General features: G+C 49.3%; 13 protein-coding genes. 7 read left to right on the top strand and 6 right to left on the bottom strand.

What is annotated here, in order from left to right; genetic code table 11:
* Positions 1-13: 13 nt before the first annotated feature.
* Positions 14-592, bottom strand: coding sequence for a metallophosphoesterase family protein (locus KNO71_RS12760; protein ID WP_015880518.1), 579 nt, complete (start codon positions 590-592; stop codon positions 14-16).
* The gene (locus KNO71_RS12755) at positions 589-1,080 is read right to left on the bottom strand and encodes a YajQ family cyclic di-GMP-binding protein (protein ID WP_015880519.1); all 492 of its coding nucleotides are present in this window, start codon (positions 1,078-1,080) and stop codon (positions 589-591) included. Before KNO71_RS12755 ends, KNO71_RS12760 begins: the two co-directional genes overlap by 4 nt.
* Before the next feature lie 68 nt (positions 1,081-1,148).
* Between KNO71_RS12755 and pulA the strand changes: the two genes are divergently transcribed.
* Complete coding sequence (pulA, locus tag KNO71_RS12750; protein WP_214688878.1) at positions 1,149-3,146, top strand: type I pullulanase; 1,998 nt, start codon at positions 1,149-1,151, stop codon at positions 3,144-3,146.
* 14 nt (positions 3,147-3,160) lie between these two features.
* Here pulA and KNO71_RS12745 read toward each other — a convergent pair whose 3' ends face one another.
* Positions 3,161-3,325 carry a YycC family protein gene (locus tag KNO71_RS12745; protein ID WP_074034904.1) on the bottom strand — a complete coding sequence of 55 codons (165 nt, stop codon included), beginning with the start codon at positions 3,323-3,325 and terminating at the stop codon, positions 3,161-3,163.
* 130 nt (positions 3,326-3,455) lie between these two features.
* Between KNO71_RS12745 and KNO71_RS12740 the strand changes: the two genes are divergently transcribed.
* The 4 genes from KNO71_RS12740 (at position 3,456) to KNO71_RS12725 (ending at position 8,164) form a co-directional block, all read left to right on the top strand.
* On the top strand, positions 3,456-4,256 hold the full coding sequence (locus KNO71_RS12740; RefSeq protein ID WP_214688875.1) for a hypothetical protein: 801 nt from the start codon (positions 3,456-3,458) through the stop codon (positions 4,254-4,256).
* 91 nt (positions 4,257-4,347) lie between these two features.
* Positions 4,348-6,471: an MMPL family transporter gene (locus tag KNO71_RS12735; RefSeq protein WP_214688873.1), complete on the top strand. Its 2,124-nt coding sequence runs from the start codon at positions 4,348-4,350 to the stop codon at positions 6,469-6,471.
* A gap of 248 nt (positions 6,472-6,719) precedes the next feature.
* Positions 6,720-7,361 (top strand): YitT family protein, encoded by a 642-nt coding sequence (locus KNO71_RS12730; protein WP_214685155.1) that lies wholly within the window; start codon positions 6,720-6,722, stop codon positions 7,359-7,361.
* Positions 7,362-7,441: 80 nt separating this feature from the next.
* Positions 7,442-8,164 carry a YwiC-like family protein gene (locus tag KNO71_RS12725; RefSeq protein ID WP_078146145.1) on the top strand — a complete coding sequence of 241 codons (723 nt, stop codon included), beginning with the start codon at positions 7,442-7,444 and terminating at the stop codon, positions 8,162-8,164.
* 21 nt (positions 8,165-8,185) lie between these two features.
* On the opposite strand, the gene KNO71_RS12720 is transcribed toward KNO71_RS12725, so the two are convergent.
* The 3 genes from KNO71_RS12720 to KNO71_RS12710 all read right to left on the bottom strand — a co-directional run bounded on the left by KNO71_RS12720 (position 8,186) and on the right by KNO71_RS12710 (position 9,986).
* Positions 8,186-9,130, bottom strand: coding sequence for a DUF4003 family protein (locus KNO71_RS12720; protein ID WP_240499775.1), 945 nt, complete (start codon positions 9,128-9,130; stop codon positions 8,186-8,188).
* A 90-nt stretch (positions 9,131-9,220) separates the two neighbouring features.
* Positions 9,221-9,652, bottom strand: coding sequence for a type III secretion system chaperone family protein (locus tag KNO71_RS12715; RefSeq protein ID WP_015880528.1), 432 nt, complete (start codon positions 9,650-9,652; stop codon positions 9,221-9,223).
* A gap of 67 nt (positions 9,653-9,719) precedes the next feature.
* On the bottom strand, positions 9,720-9,986 hold the full coding sequence (locus KNO71_RS12710) for a metal-sensitive transcriptional regulator (RefSeq protein ID WP_015880529.1): 267 nt from the start codon (positions 9,984-9,986) through the stop codon (positions 9,720-9,722).
* Positions 9,987-10,263: 277 nt separating this feature from the next.
* Here KNO71_RS12710 and KNO71_RS12705 point away from each other — a divergent pair, with 277 nt between their 5' ends.
* Both KNO71_RS12705 and KNO71_RS12700 read left to right on the top strand, forming a co-directional pair.
* Positions 10,264-10,569 (top strand): rhodanese-like domain-containing protein, encoded by a 306-nt coding sequence (locus KNO71_RS12705; RefSeq protein ID WP_015880530.1) that lies wholly within the window; start codon positions 10,264-10,266, stop codon positions 10,567-10,569.
* Positions 10,566-13,031: a CoA-disulfide reductase gene (locus KNO71_RS12700; protein WP_214685156.1), complete on the top strand. Its 2,466-nt coding sequence runs from the start codon at positions 10,566-10,568 to the stop codon at positions 13,029-13,031. Before KNO71_RS12705 ends, KNO71_RS12700 begins: the two co-directional genes overlap by 4 nt.
* Positions 13,032-13,160 lie beyond the last annotated feature (129 nt).

Genomic DNA, 13,160 nt, shown 5'->3' with positions numbered 1-13,160 from the left:
GTCCTTTTTGTATTCACGCTTTCATCCGCGTCACCGTCCGGGCTTCCGTATCATAGAGACACCATTCCCGATCGAATATGACAGCACCGACGTTGATGACATATCGTTTTTTCTTCAAATGGAACGGTGTCCCGATTTCCCACGGCAAGGATTTTCCTTTTCGGTAAATCCCGGGGATGTGACTATGTCCGATGAAGACGAGTGGATATTTCCCTTTCTCGACAACCGGTTCCCAGTCTTCGTTCCATTTGACTTGATGCCCATGTAAAAAGCGGGCTTCCTCGAGAGTCGTCTGTTCCGGCAATAAGGAAATCCGTGTTTTCACGGGATGGTCGATGACGAGCACCTCGTCGATTCGCTCTTCCTGATTACCACGTAGACTCGGAAATGTGAGTAGCGCTTCGTAATTCGGATCATACGTCACGACGTCTTCCACATGATGAAAGCGTTCGTGACGTCGTTTTTTCCCGATGTGGCATTCATATAGATCCCCGAGACAGAGAATGTGCTCGGTTTCTCGCCGGACATCATCGAGAACGGCCTTCAAATCATCAAACGAACCGTGTGGGTCACTGATGATGGCGAGTTTCATCGGAAGTTCGTAAATTGGGCATCGACGGACAACTCGAGTTCACGTACGAGTTGCATGACGGCTTGAAGATCGTCACGCGACTTACCTGTCACGCGAATTTGGTCGTCCTGGATTTGCGATTTGACTTTTAGTTTTGATTCCTTGATGGCGTTGTTGATTTTCTTCGCGTCGTCTTTGTCGATGCCGCTTTTCAATTTCACACGTTGGCGAACCGTGCCGCCGAGTGCGTTCTCTACTTTTTGATAGTCGAGGTTTTTCGTCGGGACACCGCGTTTGATCAATTTCGTGATCAAGACGTCTTTTAATTGCTCGAGTTTGTAGTCGTCATCCGAGATGAGGACGAGGTCGCCATTGTCGAGCGACATCTCACTCTTTGAGCCTTTGAAGTCGTAACGGTTCAAAATTTCCTTTTCTGCGATTTGGATTGCGTTCTTCACTTCTTCAAGATTCATTTCTGACACGATATCGAAAGAATTGTCTTTTGCCATGTTTCATCCATCCTTTGTGTGGTTTTGTTATAATGATAGCAGATTTGAAGCAGTGAAGGAGTGAAGAGATGGAACGTACAATGGATCAACACACACATGCAGACTTAGATCACGTTGCCTATCACGGGAAAGACCTAGGGGTGACGTTCAAAGGGGAACAGATTCGACTACGAGTTTGGTCTCCGGTAGCGGAACAGATGTCGGTCAAGTTATATCGAACAGCCCGTGCCCGTAAGTTTGAACGACTCGAGCTCGAGCCGGCTGAGAAGGGGACGTGGGTGATCGAACTCGACCGTGCCTTATTCGAAGGTCAATTTTATGTATTTGAAGCGCTGATTGATGGGAAGAAAGTGGAGTCGCTCGATCCGTATGCGAAAGTCGTCGGAGTGAATGGGAAGCGTGGATGTCTACTTGACCCGGCATCCTTGAACCCGGACCATTGGATCAAAGAACGTCCGCTATTCAATTCTTCACAAGAGGCGGTCATCTATGAGGCGCACGTCCGCGATTTGACGAGTCACCCAGAGAGTGGGGCGACGCACCGTGGGAAGTTCTTAGGGATGACCGAGACGGGTACGACGACCACGAGCGGTTACCCGACAGGACTCGATTACATCACCTCGCTCGGAATCACACATCTTCAATTGATGCCGTTCTTTGACTACGGCTCGGTGAATGAGTCACGTGAAGGGGAAGACAACTATAACTGGGGCTACGATCCGGTTCATTACTTTGCGGTTGAAGGTTCTTACGCCTCGTCGGCAGATGATCCGGCGTCGCGAATTGTCGAATTGAAGGCAATGATTCAAGCGCTCCACGATCGGGGCATCCGGGTCATCATGGACGTCGTCTTCAATCATACGTACGATGCGTTGACGACACCGCTCGGTCAATTCGTCCCGGATTATTACTATCGCTTAAATGAAGACGGGACACTCGCGGATGGTTCGGCATGTGGGAATGACACGGCCTCTGAGCGTACGATGATGCGTAAGCTCATGGTCGAGTGTGTCACGTACTGGGCGAAAGAATTCATGATTGACGGGTTCCGTTTTGATTTGATGGGACTCCATGACGTCAAAACGATGAATCAGATTCGGAAAGCGCTCGATCGAGTCGACCCATCGATTCTTGTCATCGGGGAAGGCTGGGACTTGGATACGCCGCTCCCGGTTCGTGAAAAAGCGAATCAACATAATGCGCATAAGATGCCACGCATCGCCCAATTCAATGATGGGATTCGAGACGGTGTCCGCGGAGACGTCTTTATCGAAGACTTACCGGGCTGGGTGAGCGGCAACACGGACATGACAGCAGACGTGAAACGTGGGATTGCTGGTGGCATCACGAGCCAAAGTTTCGCTGATGAGCCGAACCAGGTCGTCAACTATGTGGAATGTCATGATAATTTGACGCTTTGGGACAAGTTGTCCGTGACGAATCCGGAAGATGATGAGACGACACGTCGCCGTCGCCACCGTTTGGCGACATCGATTGTGCTCCTGAGTCAAGGGATTCCATTCCTTCACAGTGGACAGGAGTTCTTCCGGACAAAAGACGGGGATGAGAACAGCTTCAATTCAGGCGAAGTCGTCAACCGTGTGGACTGGAACCGGGCGGAGCAAGAAGCGCCAAGTGTGGAATATGTGAAAGGTCTCTTGCGTCTGCGTAAGCAGTATCCGCTCTTCCGACTCGAAAACACGGAACAGATTCGCAAACACTTGCGTTTCTTTGATGAAGCAGAGGGTGTGATTGCCTTTGAATTGAGCCGTCATGTGGAAGGATATGTAGAACGACATATCGTCTACCACAACGCACTCGAGGAGGCGGTTGAGGTCAAACTTCCATCTGGCAAGTTCGAGGTAAACGTGGAGGACCATACCGTTAATCTGACGGCACCACGTCAAGTCGAGGACCGTCATATGACGGTCGCTCCACTCTCTACACTAGTCGTAACCGAACGTCGCCCAGATTACAGCAAGTACGCTGTGGCCGGTGGTGCAGCACTCGCCGTAATCGGTGGTCTCTGGTATGTATCGAGAAAGCGCAAACGCAAAGAGCAGTAACCAAAAAGGAGACGTTAATCCGTCTCCTTTGGTGTGTCTTCCTCTGTTTGAGATGCCTCGAGTTGCATCATTTTTTGAACGAGGATGTGTTTTGGCATATGCATCAGTTCCTCGAGGGGGACGTTTAATTTTTTTGCGAGTTCAACTGCGGTCTCTGGTGATAGTTGTAATGGACGCATGGAAGGTCTCCTTTCTAAACGATATGTCTTTACCGTCAGTATACAGGAAAATCGAAAATGTGTTGAATGAACACATTCAAAATCGAATTTCGCTTCGGTGGTTGCTAAGCTGAAATTAGGAAGTGATCAAATGTACGAACAAACAGCAGACTTTCAATTTCATCAAACGATCGAATGGTTAGAACGTGTAGGTGAAGGTTGGATGTTGTACTTGGCGCAAACCGGATTTATGTTCTTTGACGAGTCGTCTCAAATTCGCTGGGAGATCGACTGGAAATGGACACCGTGCGCCCTATATGTGGAGCCGAATGCAAGACGTGCCGTTGCATGGTTCCAGGAAAAAGGACTTTACGGAGTCATTGATTTACAACAAGGACAGATGGAGGCGCATGCGATCCCTCAACGATTCAACGGAGACTGGTTTAGCAATTTGCACTATTGGCAAGGCGATGACATCTTCTTATATTCAGCCGAATCGGATGTCGTAGCCTTGAACCTCCATGATCATACGTTTCGATATAGCCGCTATGAAGAAGTCCCTGTCTTTGGGAACATCATCGAGCTAGCGTATCAAGGGACGTATGATTTTGAACGGTTCACACCTGAAACGTGTGTGACATTGTTCGATGAACGAACTCATCATTTTTTAGTTGAAAATGTGAAGACGAACGAAACCTGGCGCATTCCATACGAAGGAAACCGCGACACGGTCATTCTCGATCAAGTGGGAGAAACGACGGCGATCACATCGACAGAGTCGTTCCAACTGTTTCATCGAGAGGAAGAATTATTTTGCTCAAGCGTGTGTGCAGACAACCAATTATTGAAGGTAATGCTGTTAGATGAACGAGGGGATCGACTCGTCGTCTTGTCCGCACCACCACGATTTTGCCATAGCTGGCTTCAAGTCTTTGAACGACAAGAGTCCTGAACCGAACCTAGGTTCAGGAATTTTTTGTGAAGTGATGATGAATGAATCGAGAAACGGGAAGTAGATGGATAGACAGGGAGGAGTGACATCAATGGAATGGTTAGGTAGGCAGTTGGTTCGTTTTCGGTATGGCGTATTACTCATATGGGCGATTTTACTCGCGGGTTCAGTTTATTTCGGGCTACAGCTCCCGGGTGAGTTGAGAGGAAACGGATTTGCCATTCAAGACGGACGTTTCCAACAGGTAGAAGATACGTTAAATGAACGATTTGATCGAGCAGGTGCTTCAATGATCGTCTTATTTGAAGGAGGAAATCTGGAGGCGGTCATGGACGAACAACAAGACCGCTTTGATGCGACTCCTTCAATTGACGGCGTGATTACCCCGGCGGAGAATCCGGACGCGCGTTCAGGGGATGTGTCCTATTTCGTGCTGGAATTCGAAGATTATGATGCGGCGGAATCCTCAATCGATGCCGTCCGAGACGCGCTCATCGTTGATACGGATACCGAAGTCCGCTTGACGGGAGAACCGGTCTTTGCGGATGACTTAAACGAAGCTTCGAAAAATGACTTGATTCGAGCGGAGTTGATTGGGATTCCGGTCGCGCTTCTCGTGTTGTTGCTCGTTTTCGGCACGCCGCTCGCCGCGCTCATGCCGTTACTTGTCGGGTTGATTACCTTTATTGTCGCAGCGGGATCTCTATTCTTTTTTGCACAAAACATGGAATTATCTATCTTTGTTCTCAATGCCGTCGCCATGATTGCGATTGCGCTTGGGATTGATTTTTCACTGTTACTCGTCAACCGTTACCGTGAAGAGTTGATGCGCGGGCAATCGAGAGAAGAGGCGATTGTCCGGACGGTAGCGACGGCGGGACGCTCGATTCTCTTTTCAGGTCTATGTGTCTTTGTCGGGTTGGCCGGTCTACTCTTTATTCAGGTGGATGTCTTCCAAGCGGTCGCGCTCGGTGCGCTCATTGCCGTCGCGGGGGCCGTGCTATCTGCACTGACTCTGTTGCCATCATCACTTTACTTAGTCGGTGACGCCTTAAATAAAGGACGAATCATCAAGACAGATGAGACGAAATCTGAAAAGCGCTGGCAAAAGCTTGCTCGCTTCGTGATGAGACGTCCGGTGACGATGACGCTCATTGCTTTGTTGATTCTACTCCCGAGTCTTTGGTTCGTGCGCGACCTAGAGTTGAACATTCCGGACGCCGATGCGCTCCCGACTTCCTATGAATCACGAGCGGCGCTCGAACGGTGGGACGATGTGTTTGGGGATAACTCGACCGATGCGGTCCTTTTATTCGAAGCGAACGATTTGACCGATCCGATGATTTTAGAGGAATTGACGAGTCTCACAGATGAGTTAAACGAGGTCGATATTGTCGATAATGTCTCGACTTTCTTAACGACATCCGGATTGACGCCTGAGACGTTTACGCAACTCGCCGAAGCGGCGCCAGAACAACTCGCCCCACTTGAGCGACTTGTGACCCTTGATGGGAATACAGATTTGGCGCTCGTGAATGTCAGCTTCGATGTACCTCCGAGTGACAAAGAAGCGCAAGCATTCGTACGCGATTGGCGAGACAAAGGGTTTGAAGTCGGCGGACCGGCAGCCTTCAATGAAGAGATTTATGATGAGATTTATGACAGCATTCCCTATGCGGTCATCACCGTCATCTTGGCAACCTTCTTCATCCTCATGTGGGCGTTCCGATCCATCTTGATTCCAATCAAGGCGATTCTCATGAACGTGCTTGGTCTTGGGGCGACGTTCGGTTTACTCGTCATCATTTTTGAATCAGGTTATGTGTACGATGCAGAAACAATCAGTATTTTGACACCGGTGTTCATCTTCTCACTCGTCTTTGGATTGTCGATGGACTATGAGGTATTTCTTGTTTCGCGAATCGAGGAATATTACCGCGAGACAGGCGACAATGACTATGCGACGGAGATGGGGCTTGCGAAGACGAGTAAAATCATCACTTCAGCCGCCATCATTATGATCGTCGTGACGGGTGCGTTCGCCTTCACGGGTGTGAGCCCGATCAAACAGCTCGGCGTGGGGATTGCGCTCGCCATCTTCATTGATGCGACCATCATCCGGATCCTGCTCGTTCCGTCTCTCATGAAACTGTTCGGGGATTGGAACTGGTGGTGGTTCGGAAAGAAAGATTTACCGAAACGTAACATGCACTAAAGGTAAAATTCATGAACTGAATCAAAATGTGTGGTAAACTACGTACAAGATTACGCGCAATTTGAGAAAGGAAGGTCTTTATGGATACCGAGAGGACATGGCCTCTGTTCCAACTTCCGGACTTCTAGCGTTGACTGATTACAACCACGTGTATCAATCAACAAACGGAAGATCGGAGATGGAACAGATGGAACCGCAGCTACGACTGAGGATCCTCCTCTCCGTCAAGAACGGGGAGGACAATCGGAATGAAACGAGTTGCTACCATAGTGCTCGGAACGCTGATCATGGCGTTCGGTTATTATTATTTGAATGAACAGTTTGGTTTGGCGGAAGGCGGGTTCGTCGGTTTATCGCTACTCGGTCGTTATTTATTTGATATCGACCCGGCGATTTCGATGATCGTGCTCGACATCCCATTTTTTATCGTCGCTTTATGGTGGAAAGGATGGCGTTTTGTCGGGCAAGCGGTACTAGCCGCTTCATCCTTGTCGCTCAGTTATGCGATGTGGGACCGTCTCGACTTGCTCACGTTTGAGATTCAAGTATGGCCAGCGACGTTGTTCGCTGCCATCGCGAGTGGGATTGTGACCGGATATGGTCTCGGTCTTGTCTTGAAGTCAGGCGGGGCGACCGGAGGCGATGATTTATTCGCCTTAGGTCTATCGAAATGGACAGGCGTGTCGGTCGGTACGATTCTCATCACGTTTGATGTCATCGTCTTGGCGATCTCGCTCATCTATTTACCATTGTCGAATGCACTGTATACGCTCGTCGCGGTCTCGATCGCAGGTCGGGTCGTCACGAAGATGTTGGCGGACGACGTGGTTGAACATACCAAGCCGGCGGTCATCAAACCCAAACTTTCACCAAAAAACGATCTCGCCTGAGATCGTTTTTTGTTTTGTAAAATTTATCACAGTTTTATAGCCGTCTTTCTTCTACACTGAACGTAGAAGGAGGGAGTCACATGAAATGGATGATTCCAAAACAACACGGCGCTTGGTCGATGCTCATCTTACCGTTCTTACTCGGCGGCATTGTCGGCGGCTGGACACTCGCGCACATCCCGTTCGCCATCGCCTGGCTGTTCGTCTATATGGGCACATTTTTCTTGTTCCAATTCATCAAGCAACGGAAAAAATCGCAGCAGATGTTGCGCACGGTCATCACGTATTTGACGATTGCCACCGTCGCCGCCATCCCGGTGTTTCTGTCCGAATGGCGTCTCGTCTGGTTCGTCCTCGCGATGATTCCGTTTGGTTTGGTGAACGCCTATTTCGCCAAAATCAAGGACGAGCGCAACGTCTGGAATGACGTCAGCGCCGTCACCTCATTTTGCATCGGTGGGATGGCGAGCTATTACCTAGGCGCGCGTACGCTCGACGCGACGATGGTGTGGGTATTCGTCTTGCCGTACCTCTATTTCCTCGGGAGTATCTTTTTCGTCAAGACGATGATTCGAGAGAAGAAGAGTGTGTCGTATCGCAATCTGTCTTGGGGATATCACGGCTTGCTCGTCGCCGTTTTCATCGTCCTTGGGTATCCGTTACTCGCGCTCGCTTACGCACCAAGCCTAATCCGAGCGGTTGTCTTCTACGGTAAAAAGATCCCTATCATGAAGATCGGGATCGTCGAAATTGCCAATTCGGTGTTCGTGCTCGGGTGTCTCAGCTGGTATTTATTTTCTTAAGAAGGGGGAACCCTTCTTTTTTTAGTCGCTTGAAGCGGTGCTCGAGATGATGGCCACGGTTGCGGCAGCCGTCGCAGCTTGTTGCATGGCGAGCAAATGCGCGAACGTGCCGTGCAACAGTAAATCGCTCGCGTCTTCCTTGATGTTGTTTGCCGCGACGAGTTGCAAGGCGACGGTCAACGCGTGTGTGTGGAACCAGCGATGTTTTTCCTTCTCCGCGTTCGTGATGTCAATCAGGTCGCGTTCGTCATTGTCGTTCGGGACCGCGACGATGGCCAACAGGGCGAGCGGTGGCAGATGTTCATTTTTGACGGCGATGGATTGTTTTTTTAGCCAGTTGTGCCAATCCAAGAAGCGGGTGACGACCTCATCTGGTGATAACTCACTAAAGGCGAATAAGTGCGAGACGAGTTGGAGTTCGTTCGAGCGGGGGAGCTGTGCTTTCAACGCTTCATAATACGTCTCAATCCGTTGACTCAACGCATCGTGGTCATCGAACGCTTGAACGAGAACGAGGGCGGACAACAGGTCTTCTTCACTCGTCAGCCAAGGATGATTTCGTTTGAACGTCTGATAGAGTGCGCTCGCCTCGTCGAGTCGGCGTTCGGGCTCATCAACGTTAATCAGTTGGCTCGCGATAAAGGGCCGTAACATACTGAAGCGGAAGTGCTTTCGGTCGAGCAACGTGTCGAGCCGGAGTACCTCGTCGATGGCCGGTTCGATGTCTTCATACTTGGCGTCGAGAAACGACAGCCAGACGAAATTATTGCTGCCGCGAAATTTTGAGAACATGCCGGTCTTTTGTTTCAGAACCGCTTGAGCGTGTTCGAACCGTTTCGAATCGAACGGGGCATCGTGCATGGCGTAGTTGATTGCCATCAAACGTCGGAAATCGTCAGTGAACCATTTTGTCGCCCCCCTGATTCCTTCGAGTGCTTCGAGGTAATGGGTGTAACGTGTCATCATCAGCAATTCCTCCTTTTTCTCCTTATACGAGTCCGCTCGAAAGAATGATTCAAAAACAGCCGCCCTGGATTCGTCCGGGGCGGCTGTTTGTTATTGGACTTGCGTATACAACTTCTGCATGTACTCGTTCACTTCGTCGGCCGCTTGGAACATCATGAATGAGTGTTGCAAGATGATCTCTGGTGAGAAACCGAGGTCGAGGTCGAGTGTCGAGGCGAGTGTGACATCGCGATCGCTGTCGAGTACACAACGGAAGTATTTGAACTCCTGGTTGAACTCGTTCAAGGCATTAAGAATCGGTAAATCTTCTACGTAATCTGGGACGTGCGTGACGGTAGCAGCATACAACTCAGCATCTGTCGTCTTTTTGTTAAAAGCGATAATCATAACGGGCTGAGCCCCGGATTTTGTTGTTTCACGCGTCAAGAACGTGACGTGCGTTTCAGTGTCGCTCTCTTTGAACGTCATGTTGCGTTCAGCGGCGAGCGCTCTAAATGATTCTACTTTTTCTTCGAAGTTCACAAGGAAATCCCCCTTAGTAAGTCGTTACTCTAACTTTCTCCCATTTGGACAGGGAAAGCAAGGGGAACTAGCGTTTCATCAACATTTTAATGGCTTCTTCCACCGTTTCGGACGTATCTTCGCCATCTGCTTGAGCGGTGATGATACATTGTTCCAAGTTCTTAGCCACAATGATCGTCGAAGCGCGATCGAGTGCGGAACGTGCGGCACTTAATTGCGTCACGACATCGCGACATTCTTTTCCTTCCTCCATCATCCGGATGATGGCACGAATTTGTCCTTCCACTCGTTTCATGCGATTCAATACTTTTGCATCGTATACATACGGTTCCATATCATTCACCTCTATAGGAAAAATTGTTCAGTTACCCAACTATTTATTGTGTAGGCTCATCTTAATACATGGGGGAGTATGTGTCGAGCATCAACTATCCAAATGGATGATGTTGAAAAATTCGACATTTCGACAAACTTATTTCTTGCAATTAAATACCCGAGGGGGTATATTAATGGCGTGGAAGCGAAATGTTCAAAAAATCACAAATTTGTTGAACGCCAGCAACCAAGCCGAATGGTATAAATCGAATTGAAAAAAGAAAGGTAGATCAACGATGAAAGCATCCGCTTTAAAACGTCAAATGGACTTTGAAGTGCCTGTAAATATCGTCGACGTCCGAGAACGTGACGAGTTTCAAGAAGCACATATTGAAGGCGCGAAAAACTATCCGTTATCCGAAATGACAGAGTGGATCGACACGCTCGATCCAGCTGAAGAATATGTCGTTCTTTGCCGCTCAGGTGCGCGTAGCACGCAAGCGACTTGGCAAATGGAGGCGAAAGGCTATAAAGTGGTCAATATAGAAGATGGCTTGATGAGTTGGCCAGGAGAAGTCGTCAGAGGAGGAAATGGACAATGAGTAAAAAAATCGTAATCGTCGGTGGGGTAGCAGGTGGTGCATCTGCAGCAGCGCGTCTTCGTCGATTAAATGAAGAAGACCATATCGTTATGTTCGACCGTGGAGAGTACATCTCGTTCGCGAACTGTGGTCTTCCATACTATATCGGAGATGTCATCCAAGACCGTCAAAAACTCCTCGTTCAAACCGTTGAAGGGATGAACAAGCGTTTCCAACTCGATATCCGCAATTTGACGGAAGTCATTAAAATTAACCGTGAAGAGAAAACAGTGACGGTGAAACACGTTCACACAGGCGAAACGTATGACGAGTCATACGACGTTCTCATCCTGTCACCGGGAGCGAAACAGATTCGTCCAAACATCCCTGGAATCGATGAGGCAGAAGCTATTTTCACGCTTCGCAACATTCCGGACACAGATAAAATCCGTGGCTACGTTGATGACAAGGCGCCGAAGCATGCGACCGTGATTGGTGGAGGCTTTATCGGGATTGAGATGGCAGAAAATTTACGTGAGCGTGGCGTTGAAGTGACTCTCGTCGAGATGGCAGATCAAGTCATGACACCACTCGACCGTGAGATGGTGGCGCCAATCCATGAACACATGCGCTTGCATGGCGTCGAGCTTCAATTGTCAGATGGCGTTTCTTCATTCTCTGAAAAAGGGAAGAAGGTGCATTTGACGAGCGGTCGTGTCATCGATACAGATATGGTCATCATGTCGATTGGGGTTACACCGGAATCGACGATTGCGCGTGAAGCCGGCCTTGAAACAGGCACGCGCGGTGCAATCCGAGTAAACGAAAAAATGATGACATCTGACCCGTCGATTTATGCGATCGGGGATGCGGTCGAAGTACTCGACTACGTTTTCAAAGAACCAACTGTTGTGCCACTCGCATGGCCAGCGAACCGTCAAGGCCGTCTCGTTGCGGATATCATTAACGGTCGTGACGTGAAATACAATGGAACGATGGGAACGGGAATCGCCAAAGTGTTTGATATGACGGTCGCATCGACAGGATGGAATGAAAAACGGTTGAAGGCGGCTGGTAAGACGTATGAAGCCGTCCACGTGCACCCCGGTTCACATGCCGGCTATTATCCAGGATCGACGCCGGTGTCACTCAAACTCTTGTTCCATCCGACAACGGGTGAGATCTACGGTGCGCAAGGCGTTGGGATCAATGGAGTCGACAAACGCATCGACGTCATTGCGACGGCGATGAAGGGCGGTTTGACAGTCCTCGATCTACCTGACCTTGAGCTCAGTTACGCACCACCGTTCAGCTCGGCGAAAGATCCGGTCAATATGATCGGGTATGTCGCGTCGAACGTCGTCCACGGTGACAATGAAGTCGTGCATTGGGATGAAATCGATGAGCTCGTGGAAAATGGAGCGACGTTATTAGACGTTCGAGATGAATCCGAGCATGAACTCGGAAAGATTCCAGGGTCGATCAATGTACCACTCAACTCATTACGAGAAAACTTGGACAACTACGACCGGAGTGAAACGATTTACGTGACGTGCCAAGTCGGTCTTCGTGGCTATCTCGCATCACGCATCTTACGTCAAAACGGCTTTAAGGTGAAAAACTTGAGCGGTGGCTACAAGACGTGGTCGCAAATCAAGCGTGATTTCGAGGCGCTTGAAGAAGCGAACACATCAAATGAAACAGCGGCTACCGTTGTAGAAGAGGAGCCAACACAAATGACAAATGCACCAATCGGGGAAGCGGTCATGTTAGACACATGTGGTCTACAATGCCCGGGACCTATTTTAGAAGTAAATAAGAAAGTCGCAGAACTCGGGGAAGGCGAAACGCTCCGTGTTCTCGCAAGTGACCCAGGATTTTTCGCAGATATTGAAGCATGGGCGAAGAAGACAGGAAACAAACTCGTCTCGAAACAATTCGTTAACGGACGCGTTGAAGCCATCCTTCAAAAAGGACAAGGTCCGGCTGCACCACAAGCAGGCGCACCAGCAGGAGACGGTGCATCAATGGTCGTCTTCAGCGGAGACCTCGACCGCGCACTCGCATCCCTCATCATTGCGCAAGGTGCTGCCGCGATGGGGAAAGAAGTGACGATGTTCTTCACATTCTGGGGACTCAATGTCATCCGCAAACCGGACGCGCCGGAAGTGAAAAAGCAAGGTCTTGAGAAAATGTTCGGCATGATGATGCCAGGGCATGCCGGCGAACTTCCACTTTCGAACATGAACTTCGGTGGTGTCGGTCAAAAAATGATGAAGAAAGTCATGAGCGATAAGAACGTTCCTTCTGTCGAAGAAATGATCAAGTCGGCGCAAGAAGCGGGCGTGAAAATGGTAGCTTGCACGATGTCAATGGATGTCATGGGTATCAAAGAAGAAGAGTTGATTGATGGGGTCGATCTTGGTGGTGTGGCAGCGTATCTCGGCGCAGCAGAAGGCGGTAACCTAAACCTCTTTATCTAAACGGAATAGAAAACGAGTCGGATTGCGATGCGCTCCCCGGCTCGTTTTTTGCTTTTAGAAAGAGTCGAGGTGATATTGAAAAACGAATTAATATTGCAATTTTCGTATAATTTACCTATAATTCAATTC

Source organism: Exiguobacterium sp. s163 (assembly GCF_018617135.1).
Lineage (GTDB): Bacteria > Bacillota > Bacilli > Exiguobacteriales > Exiguobacteriaceae > Exiguobacterium > Exiguobacterium profundum.
This window is presented reverse-complemented; position numbering and strand designations above follow the sequence as displayed.

Excerpts from the sequence above, each read along its gene's own strand:
- KNO71_RS12760 (WP_015880518.1), bottom strand. The coding sequence starts at position 592 with ATGAAACTCGCCATCATCAGTGACCCACACGGTTCGTTTGATGATTTG.
- KNO71_RS12755 (WP_015880519.1), bottom strand. The coding sequence starts at position 1,080 with ATGGCAAAAGACAATTCTTTCGATATCGTGTCAGAAATGAATCTTGAA.
- pulA (WP_214688878.1), top strand. The coding sequence starts at position 1,149 with ATGGAACGTACAATGGATCAACACACACATGCAGACTTAGATCACGTT.
- KNO71_RS12745 (WP_074034904.1), bottom strand. The coding sequence starts at position 3,325 with ATGCGTCCATTACAACTATCACCAGAGACCGCAGTTGAACTCGCAAAA.
- KNO71_RS12740 (WP_214688875.1), top strand. The coding sequence starts at position 3,456 with ATGTACGAACAAACAGCAGACTTTCAATTTCATCAAACGATCGAATGG.
- KNO71_RS12735 (WP_214688873.1), top strand. The coding sequence starts at position 4,348 with ATGGAATGGTTAGGTAGGCAGTTGGTTCGTTTTCGGTATGGCGTATTA.
- KNO71_RS12730 (WP_214685155.1), top strand. The coding sequence starts at position 6,720 with ATGAAACGAGTTGCTACCATAGTGCTCGGAACGCTGATCATGGCGTTC.
- KNO71_RS12725 (WP_078146145.1), top strand. The coding sequence starts at position 7,442 with ATGAAATGGATGATTCCAAAACAACACGGCGCTTGGTCGATGCTCATC.
- KNO71_RS12720 (WP_240499775.1), bottom strand. The coding sequence starts at position 9,130 with ATGATGACACGTTACACCCATTACCTCGAAGCACTCGAAGGAATCAGG.
- KNO71_RS12710 (WP_015880529.1), bottom strand. The coding sequence starts at position 9,986 with ATGGAACCGTATGTATACGATGCAAAAGTATTGAATCGCATGAAACGA.
- KNO71_RS12705 (WP_015880530.1), top strand. The coding sequence starts at position 10,264 with ATGAAAGCATCCGCTTTAAAACGTCAAATGGACTTTGAAGTGCCTGTA.
- KNO71_RS12700 (WP_214685156.1), top strand. The coding sequence starts at position 10,566 with ATGAGTAAAAAAATCGTAATCGTCGGTGGGGTAGCAGGTGGTGCATCT.